Genomic DNA, 17,477 nt, shown 5'->3' with positions numbered 1-17,477 from the left:
GCTAGCTCGGCGCGGGTGCCGCGCCGGGCGAAATGATCGTGGTCGTGACCGGGCCATCCGCCGGTGCCGCGGCCGGGAGCGGTCCCGGTGGCGGGGACGGCGCGGGTGCCGGCGTCGGTGCCGGGGCCATGCCGGGCAACAACGGCAGCGTGACGGGCGGCAGGCCCGGCGCCGGCGTGATGACCGTCGTGGTGGGCGGCGCCGTCGTCGTGGTCGTGGTCGGCGTGCTCGAGGTCGTGGTCGTGGTGGTCGTCGGCGTCTCGGTGGTCTCCGTCGGCGTCGGCCGGTACGTCGTCTTCGGTCGGGTGTTCACGTCGGTACGCGGCACCCAGGTGTACTCGGGGTTGGGCACGAAGCCCGGCGGCACCACCGCGGGCTGTTGCGGGGGCGGCGGTGGCGGTGGCGCGTAGGTCTGGTGCAGCCAGTACGCCACGAAGAACGCCACGATCAGGCCGACCGTGGACGTCCGGACCCGGCCCAGGATGTAGGTGGGCCAGGAGCGGTCGGCGCGTTTGACGGCGATACGGGAGAGGGCGTTCATCACTGCTCGTCCCCCGGACCCTGGGTCTGTTCCGCGGCGCCGCCGACCGTGGCGGGATGCACCATGGCCTCCACTTCGGGCTCGTGGTCGGCAGGACTCTCGATGCCGGCCCGTCCGAACGCGGAGACGACCATCACGCGCAGTCGCCGGCCGACCTCGAACTGCTTGCCGGGCAGCGTCCGCGCCACCATCCGCAGGTTCACGGTGTCCAGCTCGATGCTCTCCACACCCATCAGCTGGGGCTTGTCGAGCAGCAGCGTGCGCAGCTGGCGGTCCTCCATCGCGCGTTCGCACACCCGGCCCAACACGTCGTTGACCTTGCCGAGGTCCGCTGTCGTGGGCACCGGGATGTCCACGACCGCACGCGCCCAGTCCTTCGACAGGTTGACGGTCTTGGCGATCTGGCCGTTGGGAATCGTGTACACCTCGCCGTCGCTGGAGCGCAGCTTGGTGACGCGCAGCGTCACGTCCTCGACGGTGCCCTCGGCCGGCACCGCGATGCCGGTGACGGTGAGCGACACCAGGTCACCGAACCCGTACTGCTTCTCGGTGATGATGAAGAACCCGGCCAGCAGGTCCTGCACGATGCGCTGCGCACCGAAGCCGAGCGCGGCGCCCAGCACGGCGGCGGGCGCGACCAGCGAACCGATGGGGATGCCGAGGATTTCGATGACGTCGACCAACACGACCACCGACACCAGCGCAATCGTCACCCACGAGATCACCGAGGCGACGGCCTGCCGGTGCTTGGTGGTCTCCGACCGGACCAGCGCGTCGCTCTCCTGAAAACGCTCGTCGATGCGGGCGGTGACGCGGTGCGTCAGCCAGCCGACGAACCGCGCGATGAGCATCGCCGCGATGACGAGCATGACGATCCGCAGCCCGCGGGTGATGATCCACTCGCCGATCGAGCCGCGCCAGAAGTCATGCCATTGCTGCGCCCACCAACCGAGCGATTGCGGTTGGCTCGCGGCTTGGAGAGAGAAAAAGTTAGTCATCTTCTTTTCGGTTGCGCCAGCGGATCCCGGCTTCGAGGAAGCCGTCGATGTCGCCGTCGAGCACCGCGGCCGGATTACCGACCTCGAACTCGGTGCGCAGGTCTTTCACCATCTGGTAGGGGTGCAGCACGTACGAGCGCATCTGGTTGCCCCAGGAGCTGCCGCCGTCGCCCTTCAACGCGTCCATCTCGGCGCGCTCTTCCTGGCGCTTGCGTTCCAGCAGCTTGGCGCTGAGCACTCGCATCGCGGAAACCTTGTTCTGCAGCTGCGATTTCTCGTTCTGACAGGTCACGACGATGCCCGTCGGGATGTGCGTGAGCCGGACCGCCGAGTCGGTGGTGTTGACGGACTGACCGCCCGGGCCGCTGGACCGGTAGACGTCGACCCGGACGTCGCCTTCGGGGATGTCGATGGAGTCGGCGGTCTCGACGACCGGCAGCACCTCGACGTCGGCGAACGACGTCTGACGGCGACTCTGGTTGTCGAAGGGGCTGATCCGCACGAGACGGTGGGTGCCCTGCTCCACCGACAGCGTGCCGTAGGCGAACGGGGTGTGCACCGCGAACGTCGCGCTCTTGATGCCCGCCTCCTCCGCGTACGACGTGTCGAAAACCTCGACCGGATACCCGTGCTTCTCGGCCCAGCGGATGTACATGCGCATCAACATCTCGGCCCAGTCGGCAGCGTCGACGCCACCGGCGCCGGAGCGGATGGTGACGACAGCTTCCCGCTCGTCGTATTCCCCCGACAGCAGCGTTCGAACCTCGAGCGCCTCGATGTCCTCACGCAACTTGGCCAGTTCGGCGTCGGCGTCGGCGATGGCGTCGGTCTTGGCCGCGCCTTCTTCCTCCTCGGCCAGCTCGTAGAGCACGGGCAGGTCCTCGACCCGACCGCGCAGCTCCTCGACCCGGCGCAGCTCACCCTGTGCGTGCGACAGGCTGCTGGTCACCTTCTGGGCGTTGGCCTGGTCGTCCCACAGCTTGGGGTCAGACGCCTCGTCTTCGAGTTTGGCGATTCGCGCGCGCAGACCTTCGACGTCGAGCACCCGCTCCACAGTGGTCAGGGTGCTGTCGAGGGCGGCAATGTCGGCTTGACGGTCGAGGTCCACAAAGGATGAGGGTACCGACCAGTGAGACGGACTTTCACATTGCGAGCCCTGATCGCTTAGACCGGTTTAGCATCGCCCTGTAGGCCCGCTCGGCCGCGTCGCGACAGCCCCTTGCGCGCACTGAGCAGAACAAGAAGGCAAACCATACATATGCGCCCTTACCATGTGGCGGTTGTCGGATCCGGCCCGTCAGGGTTTTTCGCTGCCGCGTCACTGTTGAAATTCGCCGATGCCAAGGCCGCCGCCGATGATCCGGTCGACGTGCGCATCGACATGCTCGAGATGCTGCCCACCCCCTGGGGTCTGGTGCGCTCCGGCGTGGCTCCGGACCACCCGAAGATCAAGACGGTGACGGCGCAGTTCGACAAGATCGCCGACGACCCGCGGTTCCGCTTCTTCGGCAACATCACCGTCGGTGAGCACGTGCAGGCCACCGAGCTCTCGGAGCGGTACGACGCCGTCATCTACGCCATCGGCGCCCAGTCCGACCGGCCGCTCGGCATCCCCGGTGAGGAACTGGAAGGCAGCGTGGCCGCCGTCGATTTCGTCGGCTGGTACAACGCGCATCCGCATTTCGCGGCCATGAACCCCGACGTCACGCAGGACCGGGCCGTGGTCGTCGGCAACGGCAACGTGGCGCTGGACGTGGCCCGCATCCTCGTCAGCGATCCCGGCGAGCTGGCGGCCACCGACATCGCCGACCACGCGCTGACGGCCCTCGGTGCCCGCGGCGTCCGCGAGGTCGTGATCATCGGCCGGCGTGGCCCACTGCAGGCTCCGTTCACGACGCTGGAACTGCGTGAGCTCGGTGATTTGGCAGCCATGGCCGACGTCGACGTGATCGTGGATCCGGCCGATGTCGACGGCATCACCGACGCCGACCTGGAGGCGGCAGGCAAGACCGTGCGGCAGAACATCAAGATTCTGCGCGGCTACGCCGAACGCGGGGCCCTCGGGCGCGAGCGCCGCATCGTGTTCAAGTTCCAGACGTCGCCGATCGAGATCAAGGGCACCGATCGTGTCGAGTCGATCGTGTTGGGCCACAACGACTTGGTCGACGAAGGCGGCCGGATCGTCGCGAAGGACAGCGGTCATCGCGAAGAACTGCCGGCGCAGCTGGTGGTGCGTGCCGTGGGTTACCGCGGCGTCCCGACCGCGGGCCTGCCGTTCGACGAGCGTGCGGCGACCATCCCGCACACCGACGGCCGGGTCGAGGGCAGCCGAAACGAGTACGTCGTCGGCTGGATCAAGCGCGGGCCGTCGGGTGTGATCGGCAGCAACAAGAAGGACTCGCAGGACACCGTCAACACCCTGATCGCGGACATCTGCGGCGCCGAGCTGGCCGACTTCGGGTCCACGCACACCGAGGATCTGGAGGCCTGGTTCCTGTCGCGGCAGCCCGCGTTGGTGACCAACGACCATTGGCGCCTGATCGACGCGCACGAACGGTCGGCCGGCGAAGGCCAGAACCGGCCGCGGGTGAAGCTGACAGATGTGGCCCACATGCTGCGGGTCGCGCACGGCTGACCAGCGGTGCGCTTCCGCTGCGCTCCCCCGGCTGCCTAGTGGCCGGGCCGCAGGATGCCCTGCACCGCGAATGTCGTCAGGTTGCCGCCTGAATTGAGCAGGGACGACGTGGCCGTCGACCCCGACAGCACGCCCGAGCTCAGCGACCCCACGCCGGCCTGCAGTCCGCCGGCGTTGATCGCGGCGATGCCCTCGAGTCCCCCGATGTTGTGGGTGGTGAAGTGCTGGGCAAAACCGACCTCGTTGGTCAGCGCGCCACCCAACCCGTCGAGTGGCCCGCCGTCGGCCGATGCCAGGCCGGCCGGCGCGAGGAGCATCAATCCGCCCGCCGCCAGGCCCACCCCGATCATCTTGATGGCGCTACCGGTCGACAACATCTGAGACTCGGGCATGTGCGTTCTGGTCCCCTTCTGCGGAAAACTCTGTCCGATGGTCGGATCCGAGCGCTGTGCGCCACTAGCCCAGCAAGCTCGATGCGATAGCTGGCCCATCGCACAGTGAATCTATTAGCACAGGGAAATACCCGAAATGGCCCAATCGCCGGAAATTTCAGCCGAAGCTGAGCAAACGGCCGGACCGTTATGAGGGACAGGGCCGGCAGGCCGGCGGACTACGCCTGCGGAGCGTGGGGCGCGAAGTTCCAGTTGTCGGGATTCTTGGGCGAGTAGACGACGGGCACCAACTGACCCACCGCGGGCCACTCGGCCACATCGATGGCGATCCGGCCGTACACCTCATGCTCGTTGACACTGGGGCCGTTGATGACGCCGGCGACGGTGACGAACTGCTCCCCCGTGGCATCGGGGCGGGGACTGACGCCGGTGATCAACAACGTCCCGCTCTCCCCGCTCCGCGTCCGCCGCAGCCATGGGGCGGCCAGCAACACGAGCGCTCCGAGCAAGACGATGAGCACGACGAATTCCCACACGTACTCATGGTAGGACTGCACTCATGAGTGCCACCCAAGCAAGTAGCGCAGCGGATTGCGCGTCCCGCCGAGACGACGTCACTTTGGCCTTGGCCCTGGCCGATCAGGCCGATGCCGTGACGCTGGACCGCTTCGGCGCGCTGGATCTGCGCATCGAGACCAAGCCGGATCTGACGCCGGTGACCGATGCCGACCAGTCCGTGGAACGGGTGCTGCGCGAGACGCTGGCGGCGGCCCGGCCGGACGATGCGTTGCTGGGCGAAGAGTACGGGGGCACAGCGGTTTTCGCGGGCCGGCAGTGGGTGATCGACCCCATCGACGGCACCAAGAATTTCGTCCGTGGCGTGCCGGTGTGGGCGACGTTGATCGCGTTGCTCGAGGACGGTGTGCCGGTCGTCGGTGTCGTCAGCGCCCCGGCCCTCGGACGCCGGTGGTGGGCCGGCACCGGCGATGGTGCGTTCAGTTCGTTCGGCGGGCGGACGCGCCCCATCTCGGTGTCGGGCGTCGACGCACTGGACGCCGCGAGCCTGTCCTACTCGGATTTGACCACCGGTTGGGAAGACCGGCGCGACGCGTTCGTCGCACTGACCGATGCGGTGTGGCGGGTGCGGGCCTACGGCGACTTCTGGTCCTACTGCCTTCTGGCCGAGGGCGCGGTCGACATCGCCGTCGAACCGGAGGTCAAGCTCTGGGATCTGGCGGCGCTGGACGTCGTCATCCGGGAGGCCGGCGGGTCGTTCACCAACCTGGCCGGCACACCCGGGCCGCACGGCGGCAGCGCGGTCGCGACCAACGGTCTATTGCACGAAAAAGTGCTCGCCGCCCTCTCCTGATTACGGAATCTGTGCCCGAAAACCCGCGTTCAGCGCGGGTTTTCGTGCATCAGCCACCGAGTCCTCGAATGTGAAGTTGATAACACGAGCGTCGTACCTTACTCCGGAGTAAGATACGGTCATAGCGCACTGCCCCAACGACGCGAGGCTGTCGAAATGACCAACACCCTTCCTCAGAACGGCACAAAAGCCGGCTCCGCCCAGCGCCCTGTGCGCAAGGGCCCGGAGAGCGCCATCGGACTCCAGCGACACAAGCGGACAGCGACCGACATCGGTCTGGCGCTGATCACGCCTTTTGTCGGCCAGGAGTTCCTGGACAAGTACAACCTGCGGGATCCAATGAACCGCGGCCTGAAGTACGGCATCAAGACGGCGTTCTCCACCGCCGGCGCCGCGGGCCGGACGTTCAAGCGCATTCCCGGGATCAACGGCGCCCCGACCCGCCTGAAGCCGGGCGGCTCGGACTACTTCGACCTGAACCCGGACGAAGACCAGCAGATGATCGTGGAGACCGTCCGCGAGTTCTCCGAGGAGATCCTGCGGCCGGCCGCACATGACGCCGACGCCGCCGCGACCTACCCGGCCGACCTGATCGCCAAGTCCGCCGAACTCGGCATCACCGCCATCAACGTGCCCGAGGAGTTCGACGGCATCGCCGCCTCTCAGAACACCGTCACCACGGCACTGGTCGCCGAGGCCCTGGCGTACGGCGACATGGGTCTGGCCCTGCCGATCCTGGCGCCCGGCGGCGTGGCGTCGGCCCTGACCCGTTGGGGCAGCGCCGGTCAGCAGGCCACGTATCTCCCGTCGTTCGCCGGTGAGAACGTCCCGCAGGCGTGCGTCGCGATCGCCGAGCCGCACGCGCTGTTCGACCCGACCGCGCTGCGGACCACTGCGGTCCGCACCCCCAGCGGTTACCGCCTCAACGGCGTCAAGTCGCTGGTTCCGGCCGCTGCCGACGCCGAGCTGTTCATCATCGGTGCGCAGCTCGACGGCAAGCCGGCGCTGTTCATCGTCGAGTCCAGCTCCGAGGGACTGTCGATCACGGCCGACCCGAGCATGGGCATCCGTGCCGCGGCCCTGGGCAAGATCGAGCTGAACAACGTCGCAGTCCCGCTCGCCAACCGCCTCGGCGAGGACGAAGCGACCGACAACGACTACTCCGAAGCCATCGCGCTGTCCCGATTGGGTTGGGCCGCACTGGCAGTCGGCACCTCGCACGCGGTGCTCGACTACGTGGTGCCCTACGTCAAGGAGCGCCAGGCGTTCGGTGAGCCGATCGCCAACCGCCAGGCGGTGGCCTTCATGTGCGCCAACATCGCCATCGAACTGGACGGCCTGCGCCTGATCGTCTGGCGCGGTGCGTCGCGTGCCGAGCAGGGCATGACCTTCCTGCGGGAAGGCGCGCTGGCCAAGCGGTTCGCCGCCGACAAGGGCATGCAGATCGGCCTCGACGGCGTGCAGCTGCTCGGTGGCCACGGCTACACCAAGGAACACCCGGTTGAGCGCTGGTACCGCGATCTGCGGGCACTCGGCGTCGCCGAGGGTGTTGTCGTCCTGTAGTCGCCCGAATCGCAGAACTCTTCCCACTCACCCGAAAGACCAATCATGGCAATCAATTTGGAACTGCCCCGCAAGCTGAAGGCTGTCGCGGAAAAGGGACATCAGGGCGCCGCCGAGATGCTCCGCCCCATCTCCCGTAAGTACGACCTCGCCGAGCACGCCTACCCGTCGGAACTCGACACCCTTGCCAGCCTGTTCGAGGGCGTGCAGGAGTCGAACACCGTCTCGGTGGCCGGCGCCGGCTTCTCGGCGAACGAGTCCAAGAGCAAGCACGCAAACGTCAACGGCGCCAACATGTCTGCGCTGCTGAACGCGCTCGAGGTCAGCTGGGGCGACGTCGCCCTGCTGCTGACCGTGCCCTACCAGGGCCTGGGCAATGCCGCCATCTCCGCGGTCGCCACCAAGGAACAGCTGTCCAAGTGGGGCAAGGTGTGGGCCGCCATGGCCATCACCGAGCCGAGCTTCGGTTCCGACTCCGCGGCGGTCACGACCACCGCCGTGCTCGACGGTGACGAGTACGTCATCAACGGCGAGAAGATCTTCGTCACCGCCGGTTCGCGCGCCACCCACATCGTGGTGTGGGCCACGGTCGACAAGTCGCTCGGCCGGGCCGCCATCAAGTCGTTCGTCGTGCCGCGCGAGCACCCCGGCGTCATCGTCGAGCGCCTGGAACACAAGCTGGGCATCAAGGCCTCCGACACCGCGGTCATCCGCTTCGACAACTGCCGGGTCCCGAAGGATTACCTGCTCGGTGATCCGGAGGTCAAGGTGGACAAGGGCTTTGGCGGGGTCATGGAGACCTTCGACAACACCCGTCCGATGGTGGCCGCCATGGCGATCGGCGTGGGCCGTGCCGCCCTGGAGGAGCTGCGGGCGATCCTGACCGACGCGGGCATCGAGATCTCGTACGACAAGCCGGCCCACGCCCAGAGCGCACCGGCCGCCGAGTTCCTGCGGATGGAGTCCGACTGGGAGGCCGCGTACCTGCTGTCGCTGCGCGCCGCCTGGCAGGCCGACAACAAGATTCCGAACTCCAAGGAAGCGTCCATGAGCAAGGCCAAGGCCGGGCGCATGGGCACCGACGTGACCCTCAAGGCCGTCGAATTGGCCGGTACCACTGGCTATTCCGAGCAGACCCTGCTCGAGAAGTGGGCCCGCGACTCGAAGATTCTCGACATCTTCGAGGGCACGCAGCAGATTCAGCAGCTCGTTGTGGCGCGACGCCTGCTGGGCCTGTCGTCGGCACAGCTCAAGTGACGGGCGCTCCGCCGGCACCGTGACAAGCAAAAGGCCCCGGGATTGCTCCCGGGGCCTTTTGCTGTCGTGGTTACGAGGAGGCGTTCGCGCCCAGCACGCGCTGCAGGTCAGGCTTCATGGCCTGCAGCTGCTGGCCCCAGTAGCCCCAGTCGTGGGTGCCGCTGTCGGGGAAGTTGAACACCGCGTTGTTGCCGCCCGCGGCCAGGTAGTTGTCCTGGAAGGTGCGGTTGGTGCGGATGGTCAGGCCCTCGAGGAACTTGGCCGGCACGTTGTCGCCGCCGAGCTCGCTCGGGTTGCCGTTACCGCAGTAGACCCACAGGCGGGTGTTGTTGGCAACCAGCTTGCCGATGTTGACCATCGGGTCGTTGCGCTGCCAGGCGTTGTTCGGGTCGCCCGTCGAGCCCCACATGTCGTCGGCCTTGTAACCGCCGGCGTCACCCATCGAGACGTTGATCAGGAACGGCCACCAGCCCTCGGACGGGTTCAGGAAGCCCGACATCGAACCGGCGTAGATGAACTGCTCGGGGTGCCAGATGGCCAGGGTCATCGCGGACGAACCAGCCATCGACAGACCGACTGCCGCCATCCCGGTCGACTTGACCTCGCGGTTGGCCGCCAGCCACTGCGGCAGCTCCTGGGTCAGGAAGGTCTCCCACTTGTAGGTGGAGCAGCCCGCCTTGCCACACGCCGGCTTGTACCAGTCGCTGTAGAAGCTGGACTGGCCGCCGACCGGCATGACGATCGACAGACCGGAGTTGAGGTACCACTCGAAGGCGGCGGTGTTGATGTCCCAGCCGTTGTAGTCGTCCTGCGCACGCAGGCCGTCGAGCAGGTACACCGCGGGCGACCCGTTACCACCGCTCTGGAACTGGACCTTGATGTCGCGTCCCATGGCAGGTGACGGGACCTGGAGGTATTCGACCGGCAGGCCGGGGCGCGAGAACGCGCCGGCGGTCGCTGTCTGGCCGGCAAGTCCGATAAGACCGGGGAGCAGGACGGCGGCCGAGACGGCGCCGGCGACCCTGCGTGCCCAACGGCCGCGAATCTTGTCAACGAACATTCACAATCCCATTTCAGTGTCGGGTACCGGGTAAAGTGCCCACTCCACGCGATCGGATGGCGTTGGTGGCACGGCCGCGATTCCCGCAGCCGCGTGCGGTGAGCTCAGCCTGGTACGGGAACTGAACACACCGAATGATTCAGTTGTCTGTGGGCAGTAAAACACGCACCCGACACGCCGAGGAACCCCCGAATCGCGCTTGAGACCAGGTTGTTGCGGACTTCGTATCGTTCAGCTATCACCCGGCGGCTCTGCTGGGAGCCGTTCATCCGGCCGTAGGCTGCCGTTTGTGACGAGCGATCGGAACGACGTCGACGACCTGGCGGACACCCGGCCGGGCAGCCGGTTGGGTATCGACGACTGGCGCGCGGCCGGTTACGCGATCCTGGCGGAAGAGGGCCTGAAGGCGCTGAAGATCGATCGCCTGTGCGCCCGGTTGAACGTCACGAAAGGCAGCTTCTACTGGCATTTCGCCAACATCGCCGCCTACCGGACCGCCCTCGTCCAGGGCTGGGGCGAGCTCCGTGACGCCGACCGCAGCCAGATCGACGAAATCGGCGCCCTGCCGCCGCGGGACCGACTGATCCAGATGATGAACTCGCTGGTCAGCCCCCGGCACTGGACGCTGGAGCGGGCCATGCGGGAGTGGGCGCGCTCGGATGAGGCGGTCGCCGAGAGTGTGCGCGCCGCGGATCGGCGCATTCTCGCCGCGGTTCGGCGCGCGTTCGAGGATTACGGCTTCGACGGCGACGAGGCGGAGCTGCGGGCCGACGCCACCTTCGCGGTCGGCATCGGGTTCCTACACCTCTCCGGCGACTCCCCCCATCCGCGGTTGGCCGCCCGCAGCGAACGATTCCTCGACCTGATGCTCGCGACCTGATCTCCATACCAAAAGGTATGGTACGGTCCGCTCATGTTGAGTACGCAGGCCGGCATAACCGATGGCTTCGTGACCGCGCTCGGCGAACGCGCCGCCGAGGCCGAAAAACTCCGGCGCCTTCCGGACGACACCGTGCGCGACCTGATCGCGTCCGGGTTCACCGAACTTCTGGTGCCCGCGCGTTTCGGCGGACAGCAGGCGCCGTTCCCCGACATCCTCGACCCGGTACGCCGACTTGCCCACGGCTGCACCTCGAGCGCCTGGACCATCGGCTTCCTCACACTGCACAACTGGATGCTGGCGCTGTTCGGCGAGCAGGCCCAGCAGGAGGCGTTCGAGAGCCGCCCCTTCCTGGCGCCCGCACCGCTGGCCCCCACCGGCAGAGGACTGCCGGTCGACGGCGGCATCCGACTGTCCGGGCGCTGGTCCTGGGCCACCGGGGTGATGCACGGCAACTGGATCATCGTCGCCGCGCTCTGCGGGCCCGATGACGGCATCTACCCCGCCCTGGCGCTCCTGCCGATCAGTGCCATCACCGTCGAGGACGTCTGGCACACCGACGGCATGCGAGCCACCGGATCCAACGACGTCGTCGCCACGGACGTCTTCGTGCCCGAGCACCGACTGGTCAAGGTGACCGACATCTACGCCGGCACCGCGCCCGGCGCCGGACTGCATGACAGCGCCACCTACCGCTGGCCGATGGTGCCGGCGCTGGCCCTGCTCGCCGCCATGCCCGCCCTGGGCAGCGCCGAGAGGGTCACCGAGAACTACGCGCAACGGCTGGCCGAGCGGGTGCTGCCGTACGAGGGCGTCATGCAGAAGGACAAGCCAATCGCCCAGGCGCACTTGGCCGGAGCACAGGTGCGGTTGCGGTCACTGCGCGCACTGCTCGCCGACACCGTCGGGGAGATCGAGGAGATCGTCGTCGCCGGCGATCCCGTGGAGAAGCCGGTGCGCGCACAGGCCCGGCTGACGGCCGCGCACATCGTGGCCGAATCGCGGGCGGTGATCGGTGACCTGATGGGCGCCGGCGGAGCCAGCATCCATTTCCTGGCCAGCCCGATGCAGCGGTTCAAGCGCGACGTCGACGTGTTGGCCGGGCACGTCGTCTTCGATTACGACACCAGCCGGGAACTGGCCGGCGCACTCACGCTCGGGATGAAGATCCCGCGGACGTCGATGATCTGATGAACACGAGGGTGTGAAATAGCCAGATGCCAAACCCACAGCCCGCTTTCACCAACTTCTTCCAGAAGCGGATCGCCAATCCCGTCATGCGGCGGTTGCCGTTTCAGACGCTACTCGAGACCACAGGGCGCAAGTCCGGTGAACCCCGTCGCACTCCGCTGGGCGGCAAGATCGTCGACGGGCAGTTCTGGTTCGTCTCGGAATTCGGTGAGAAGTCCCAGTACATCCGCAACATCCAGGCTGATCCCCGGGTTCGGGTGCGGTTGCATGGCAGATGGCACAGCGGGACTGCGCACCTGGTACCCGACGATGACGCGGCCGCGCGACTTCGCGAATTGCCGCAGTTCAACAGCTTCGGGGTACGCACGTTCGGCACCAACCTGCTGACCGTGCGCGTCGACCTGGACGGTTAGGCCGCGCCAATCTCCGTCGGGTCATTGACATCGGTCCATAAGTAAAACTAACGTTATTTTTAGTTCCAGGGCCACGTACAGGAGCAAGCATGGAATCATTCGTCCACCTGCGCAAAGGCAAAACTCCCAAGCGAGTGCACGCCGACCTCGATGGGCTCAAGGACGACGAACTCGGGCGCGGCGGCTTCGTCGGGCGTACCGCGAACATGTACCGGCGCAACGACCCCACCGCATACCGCACCGTCGGCCCGCTCCGGCCCACAGACGTGCTGTCCTCCGAATTGAAGCCCTCGGATGCGACCGACGCGGCGGGCGCTCCCCTGCTGATGTTCTCCAACGCCGACTGCCAGGTGCTGCTGAGCCGGCGGAGCACCGAGATGCCGTTCTTCGTCCGCTACGTCGACGGTGATCTACTCCTGTTCGTACACAAGGGTTCCGGGCTGCTGGAGACCGAATTCGGGCCGCTGCGGTACCGCGAGGGCGACTGGGTCTACATCCCGAAGGCGTGCACGTTCCGGCAGGTGCCGGATGACGAGTCGACGTGGCTCATGATCCAGGCCACCGATGACTTCCGGGTGCCGCCGGCCGGGACCTTGGGACGACACTTCCCGTTCGACCCGGCGCAGGTCACCATCCCCGAACCCGAGCCGCTTGAAACTGGCGACGGCCCGCAAAAAGACGGAGAGTACGAGGTGCGGATGTACCACGCCCCGGTCGATGGGGTTGGGACCACCTCGCTCATCTACCAACACAATCCGCTCGATGTGGAGGGCTGGCGGGGCGACAACTTCCCGTTCACCTTCAACATCGAGGACTACACCGTCATCACGTCCGAGAGCGTGCACCTGCCGCCGACCGTGCACCTGTTCATGCAGGCGACCGGCGTCTACGTGATGAACTTCCTACCCAAGCCGGCCGAGAGCGTGCCGGGTACCGAGCGCACCCCCTGGTACCACCGCAACGTCGACTACGACGAGATCGCGTTCTTCCACTCCGGCTCGCTGTACGGCATCCCGATGCCGCCGGGCCTGATCTCCCATGCGCCCCAAGGTGTTCACCACGGCGCACCGGAAGCGGCGCGGGAGCGCGCCCGCCGCAAGTTCGACCAGTACGACCGCGTCGACTGGTCGGTGATCGCCATCGATACGCGCCGACGTCTCACACCCTCCGCCGAAATCCTTGCCAATGATCTGGGGCAGCACTGATGAGCGCTTGCGCGAAGAAGAGAGAGCACTGATGACAACCGCCGAAGCACCCGTCAAGCACGACTACGACCGCATCCCGTATCTGGTTGCGTACCAGAACAACTCGGCAGTGCGCGATGTGTACGGCGGCGTGGCGGAGTTGGTGGTGCTGGAAAGCTACCTGCTGAAGCCGAAAGCCAAGCCGAGTGACACGGTGCTGGTGTTCATGCACCCCATCGGGGGCGGCGCCTACCTGCCGATGATCAACGCACTGGCGCGCGCCGGCCACCACGTCATCTACTGCAACAGCCGCTTCCGCGGCACCGACTCGGCATTGCTGATGGAGAAGGTGGTCGAGGATCTCGGTGAGTGCATCAAGGATGCCAAGAACCGGCTGGGCTACGCGAAGGTGGTCCTCGCCGGGTGGAGCGGCGGCGGCTCGCTGTCGGTCTTCTACCAGCAGCAGGCGCAGCACCCGACGGTGACGGCCAGTCCCTCCGGGGACGGGCCGGACCTGACGAAGCTGGGCCTGATCCCGGCGGACGGTCTCATGCTGCTGGCCGCCCACATCAGCCGCCACGGCACCATGACCGAGTGGATGGACGCCTCGATCCTCGATGAGAACGACCCGTCGAAGCGCGATCCCGAACTCGATCTCTACAACCCGGACAACCCCAACCAACCGCCGTACTCCCCCGAGTTCCTGCAGCGGTACCACGAGGCACAGATCGCCCGGAACCGGCGAATCACCAAGTGGGTCAAGGAAAAGCTCGCCGAGCTCAAGGCGGCGGGGCGGCCCGATGACGAGTTCGCGTTCGTCGTGCACGGCACCATGGCCGACCCGCGCTGGCTCGACCCGACGGTCGATCCCAACGAACGCACCCCGGGACAGTGCTATCTGGGGGATCCTCGAGTGGTGAACATGAGCCCCGTCGGCCTGGCCCGATTCTGTACGTTGCGCAGCTGGCTGTCGCAGTGGAGTTACGACGACGCCAACGGTGACGCCGTGAAGGCGGGTCCGGACATCGCGGTGCCGACACTGGTGATCGGCAACCTCGCCGACGACGCCTGCACGCCCAGCCACACGCGGCGGCTCTACGAGGCGATCGGGCATCCGGACAAGGAGATGCACGAGATTCCCGGCGCCAACCACTACTACTCCGGACCGGATCAGCGCGGCACGCTGCGGCAGGCCGTCGGCATCTGCACGGACTGGCTGCACCAGCGGGGGTTTTCGCTGTGACGACGGGTGCTCTGGACGGCATCCGGGTGCTCGAACTCGGCACCTTGATCTCCGGTCCGTTCGCCGGCCGGCTGCTCGGCGACATGGGCGCCGAGGTCCTCAAGATCGAGTTGCCGTCGGCCCCCGATCCGCTCCGGACCTGGGGCCAGGCCGAGCTCGACGGCCACCGGTTCTTCTGGACGGTCCACGCGCGCAACAAGAAAGCGGTGACGCTCGACCTGCGCACCGCGCGCGGCCGGGAGCTGTTCCTCGACCTCGTCGAGCAGTCCGATGTGATCGTGGAGAATTTCCGGCCCGGCACGCTCGAGAAATGGAACCTGGGTTACGACGTTCTGCGCGAACGCAATCGGGGCATCATCCTGGTGCGGGTGTCGGGCTACGGCCAGACGGGTCCCGACGCCGGGAAGGCCGGCTACGCGTCGGTCGCCGAGGCGGCGAGCGGGCTGCGGCACATGAACGGTTTCCCCGGCGGTCCCCCGCCGCGACTCGCGTTGTCGCTGGGCGACAGCCTCGCCGGCATGTTCGCCGCGCAAGGCGCGCTCGCCGCACTGTACCGGCGCAGTGTCACCGGCGAGGGCCAGGTCGTGGATACGGCACTCACCGAAAGTTGTTTGGCCATCCAGGAATCCACCATTCCGGACTACGACATCGGCGGCGTGGTGCGCGGACCGTCGGGCACCCGGCTCGAAGGTATCGCGCCGTCGAACATCTACCAGAGCGCGAACGGCAGCTGGGTGGTGATCGCGGCCAATCAGGACACGGTGTTCCGGCGGCTCTGTCAGGCCATGGACCGGCCCGAACTGGCGACCGACGAACGGTTCGCCGACCATCTGGCGCGTGGCCGCAACCAGGACGAACTCGACAAGATCATCGGCGACTGGGCAGCGCAGCGGGAGCCCCACGACATCATCGCCACCCTGTCGGAGGCCGGCGTGATCAGTGGGCCCATCAACACTGTCGCCGAGGTGGTACAAGACCCACAACTGCAGGCACGCAACATGATTGCCGACCACTGGGACGAACGGGTGCAACGCAATGTGAAGGGTCCCGGCGTCGTCCCGGTGCTCTCGGACACGCCCGGCACCATCCGCAACGGTGGCTCGGCGCGGCCAGGCCAGGACAACGCGGAGGTGTTCGGCCGTCTCCTCGGTCTCGATGCCGGGCAGTTGTCGGCACTGCGCGAGGAGGGTGTGTTGTGACCGACCTGCCGGCCCACGTGACCGTCCGCGAGGTCTGCCTGCGCGACGGCCTGCAACTCGAAGACCCGATTCCGTTGTCCGCCAAGCTCGAACTGCTCGAGGCCATCGTTGCCACCGGTGTGCAGGAGGTCGAGGCCACCGCATTCGTCTCACCGTCCAAGGTGCCCGCACTGGCCGATGCCGCCGAATTGGCCGCGGCGCTGGACGCTTTTCCCAACGTCGAGTTCTCCGCGCTCGTGGCGGGGGCCGGCGGCGCCGGCCGTGCGCTGGCGGCCGGCATGCGGTCGCTGGAATACGTGGTGTCCGCCGCGGACGGGCACAGCCGGGCGAACGTCGGGCGCTCGACGGCCGATTCGACGGCCCTGATCTCCGACATCGTCGGCCTGGCCCACGACAGCGGCGCCAGCGCCGAAGTCATCATCGCCACCGCCTGGGACTGCCCCTTCGACGGACCGACCGACCCGGGCCGGGTGGTCGATATCGCCGCGGCAGCAATGGAATTCGGGGCGGATCGGGTGGCCATCGCCGACACCATCGGCACCACCACCCCGCGGCGTGTCAGCGACCTGATCAGCCGCGTCCGCCCGGTCATCGGAGACCTGCCGCTCGGCGCGCACTTCCACAACACGCGGGGCTCCGGCCTGGCCAGCGCCTACGCCGCCGTGCAGGCCGGTGTGACGCGACTCGACGCGTCGGTGGGCGGCCTGGGCGGCTGCCCGTTCGCACCCGGCGCGACCGGCAACATCGCGACCGAAGACCTGGTCTACCTGTTGCGGGACAGCGACATCGACACCGGCATCGACCTGGACCTGGCGATCGACGCGGCCATGGTGGCGCAGCGTGTTGTGGGCCATGAGCTGCCCAGCGCCCTGCTGCGCGCCGGCGACCGGCTGCTGGGCTGAGCATGCCCACCGCAAATTTGACCGCCAAGGGCCGACAGACCCGCGAGGCCATCGAACTCGCCGCCCGGAAGCTGTTCGCCGAGCGGGGCTTTCACGGCACCACGCTGGCCGACATCACGTCGGCTGCCGGAAAGTCGTCGGCGGTGTTCTACCGCTATTTCGACGACAAGGAGGACCTGCTGGCCGAGCTGGCCGAGTCTTTCCTGCACGACATCGTCACCCCGTCGGGGATGAGTGTGCCGCTGCCGGAGTCCCCCGAGGACACCGAGTACTTCACCACCGTGGTGACGGGGTACTGGAACCTCTTCAAGCAGAACATCGGCATCATGATCGCGGTCGCCCAGCTGGGCGCCACGCAGCCGCGCTTCGCCAAGGTACAGAACGAGTTCCGGCGCTTCGGGATGGACCTGGTCGCCGATTCGGTCCGCCACGCCACGGAGCAAGGCCATGCGCAGGGCATCCACCCCGGGCAGCGCCTCGATCCCGAACACATCGCCGCGGCGATTTCGCTGCTGTTCGAGAACTTCACCGTCGTGGTGGTCGGCAACCCGGACTCCGGGCTGCAGATCAGCGACGAGGACGCCATCACCACCCTGTCGACCATCTGGAAGAAAACCCTGTACGGCTTCTGACCGACGAAAGAGATCACC

The 17,477-nt window shown here is 67.2% G+C and carries 18 protein-coding genes; 12 read left to right on the top strand and 6 right to left on the bottom strand.

The genetic code is table 11. The features are described from left to right. Window position 1: 1 nt before the first annotated feature. Genes ACJH6H_RS03185 through prfB form a run of 3 tightly spaced genes read right to left on the bottom strand, consistent with a single transcriptional unit; the run spans window position 2 to window position 2,647 of the window. The gene (locus tag ACJH6H_RS03185; protein ID WP_212813639.1) at window positions 2-541 is read right to left on the bottom strand and encodes a hypothetical protein; all 540 of its coding nucleotides are present in this window, start codon (window positions 539-541) and stop codon (window positions 2-4) included. Beyond that, window positions 541-1,539, bottom strand: coding sequence for a mechanosensitive ion channel family protein (locus ACJH6H_RS03180; protein WP_212813637.1), 999 nt, complete (start codon window positions 1,537-1,539; stop codon window positions 541-543). The genes ACJH6H_RS03185 and ACJH6H_RS03180 overlap by 1 nt, the downstream gene beginning before the upstream one ends. Then, entirely contained in the window at window positions 1,532-2,647 is a 1,116-nt protein-coding gene (prfB, locus tag ACJH6H_RS03175; protein ID WP_053855950.1) for a peptide chain release factor 2, read from the bottom strand. Before prfB ends, ACJH6H_RS03180 begins: the two co-directional genes overlap by 8 nt. 150 nt (window positions 2,648-2,797) lie before the next feature. Here prfB and ACJH6H_RS03170 point away from each other — a divergent pair, with 150 nt between their 5' ends. Then, window positions 2,798-4,174, top strand: a complete 1,377-nt coding sequence (locus tag ACJH6H_RS03170) for an FAD-dependent oxidoreductase (protein WP_212813635.1) — start codon at window positions 2,798-2,800, stop codon at window positions 4,172-4,174. A 35-nt stretch (window positions 4,175-4,209) separates the two neighbouring features. On the opposite strand, the gene ACJH6H_RS03165 is transcribed toward ACJH6H_RS03170, so the two are convergent. Together ACJH6H_RS03165 and ACJH6H_RS03160 are read right to left on the bottom strand one after the other, a co-directional pair. After that, the gene (locus tag ACJH6H_RS03165; protein WP_212813633.1) at window positions 4,210-4,566 is read right to left on the bottom strand and encodes a hypothetical protein; all 357 of its coding nucleotides are present in this window, start codon (window positions 4,564-4,566) and stop codon (window positions 4,210-4,212) included. Window positions 4,567-4,784: 218 nt separating this feature from the next. After that, window positions 4,785-5,081, bottom strand: a complete 297-nt coding sequence (locus ACJH6H_RS03160; RefSeq protein WP_371824577.1) for a hypothetical protein — start codon at window positions 5,079-5,081, stop codon at window positions 4,785-4,787. 44 nt (window positions 5,082-5,125) lie between these two features. Here ACJH6H_RS03160 and hisN point away from each other — a divergent pair, with 44 nt between their 5' ends. From hisN to ACJH6H_RS03145, 3 genes are all read left to right on the top strand, one after another. After that, a complete protein-coding gene (gene hisN, locus ACJH6H_RS03155; RefSeq protein WP_212813631.1) occupies window positions 5,126-5,935 on the top strand; it encodes a histidinol-phosphatase in 810 nt (269 codons plus the stop codon). A 156-nt stretch (window positions 5,936-6,091) separates the two neighbouring features. Continuing rightward, window positions 6,092-7,498: an acyl-CoA dehydrogenase family protein gene (locus ACJH6H_RS03150; protein WP_212813629.1), complete on the top strand. Its 1,407-nt coding sequence runs from the start codon at window positions 6,092-6,094 to the stop codon at window positions 7,496-7,498. 45 nt (window positions 7,499-7,543) lie between these two features. Continuing rightward, window positions 7,544-8,755, top strand: a complete 1,212-nt coding sequence (locus ACJH6H_RS03145; protein WP_020102696.1) for an acyl-CoA dehydrogenase family protein — start codon at window positions 7,544-7,546, stop codon at window positions 8,753-8,755. 70 nt (window positions 8,756-8,825) lie between these two features. Here ACJH6H_RS03145 and ACJH6H_RS03140 read toward each other — a convergent pair whose 3' ends face one another. Continuing rightward, window positions 8,826-9,815: an esterase family protein gene (locus ACJH6H_RS03140; protein WP_212813627.1), complete on the bottom strand. Its 990-nt coding sequence runs from the start codon at window positions 9,813-9,815 to the stop codon at window positions 8,826-8,828. 289 nt (window positions 9,816-10,104) lie between these two features. Between ACJH6H_RS03140 and ACJH6H_RS03135 the strand changes: the two genes are divergently transcribed. The 8 genes from ACJH6H_RS03135 (at window position 10,105) to ACJH6H_RS03100 (ending at window position 17,459) form a co-directional block, all read left to right on the top strand. Further along, the gene (locus ACJH6H_RS03135) at window positions 10,105-10,695 is read left to right on the top strand and encodes a TetR/AcrR family transcriptional regulator (protein WP_212813625.1); all 591 of its coding nucleotides are present in this window, start codon (window positions 10,105-10,107) and stop codon (window positions 10,693-10,695) included. A gap of 33 nt (window positions 10,696-10,728) precedes the next feature. After that, the gene (locus tag ACJH6H_RS03130) at window positions 10,729-11,886 is read left to right on the top strand and encodes an acyl-CoA dehydrogenase family protein (RefSeq protein ID WP_212813623.1); all 1,158 of its coding nucleotides are present in this window, start codon (window positions 10,729-10,731) and stop codon (window positions 11,884-11,886) included. Window positions 11,887-11,912: 26 nt separating this feature from the next. Then, a complete protein-coding gene (locus ACJH6H_RS03125; protein ID WP_212813621.1) occupies window positions 11,913-12,299 on the top strand; it encodes a nitroreductase/quinone reductase family protein in 387 nt (128 codons plus the stop codon). A gap of 89 nt (window positions 12,300-12,388) precedes the next feature. Then, window positions 12,389-13,504, top strand: a complete 1,116-nt coding sequence (locus ACJH6H_RS03120) for a homogentisate 1,2-dioxygenase (RefSeq protein ID WP_212813618.1) — start codon at window positions 12,389-12,391, stop codon at window positions 13,502-13,504. A 31-nt stretch (window positions 13,505-13,535) separates the two neighbouring features. Beyond that, window positions 13,536-14,726 (top strand): S9 family peptidase, encoded by a 1,191-nt coding sequence (locus tag ACJH6H_RS03115; RefSeq protein ID WP_212813617.1) that lies wholly within the window; start codon window positions 13,536-13,538, stop codon window positions 14,724-14,726. Next, window positions 14,723-15,925: a CaiB/BaiF CoA-transferase family protein gene (locus tag ACJH6H_RS03110; RefSeq protein WP_212813615.1), complete on the top strand. Its 1,203-nt coding sequence runs from the start codon at window positions 14,723-14,725 to the stop codon at window positions 15,923-15,925. The genes ACJH6H_RS03115 and ACJH6H_RS03110 overlap by 4 nt, the downstream gene beginning before the upstream one ends. After that, window positions 15,922-16,827, top strand: coding sequence for a hydroxymethylglutaryl-CoA lyase (locus ACJH6H_RS03105; RefSeq protein ID WP_212813613.1), 906 nt, complete (start codon window positions 15,922-15,924; stop codon window positions 16,825-16,827). The genes ACJH6H_RS03110 and ACJH6H_RS03105 overlap by 4 nt, the downstream gene beginning before the upstream one ends. Before the next feature lie 2 nt (window positions 16,828-16,829). After that, window positions 16,830-17,459, top strand: a complete 630-nt coding sequence (locus ACJH6H_RS03100; RefSeq protein ID WP_212813611.1) for a TetR/AcrR family transcriptional regulator — start codon at window positions 16,830-16,832, stop codon at window positions 17,457-17,459. Window positions 17,460-17,477 lie beyond the last annotated feature (18 nt).

The organism is Mycobacterium sp. SMC-21 (assembly GCF_045310825.1).
Lineage (GTDB): Bacteria > Actinomycetota > Actinomycetes > Mycobacteriales > Mycobacteriaceae > Mycobacterium.
Note: the sequence above shows the minus strand (reverse complement) of the source record. Positions and strands in the feature narration are given on the sequence as shown.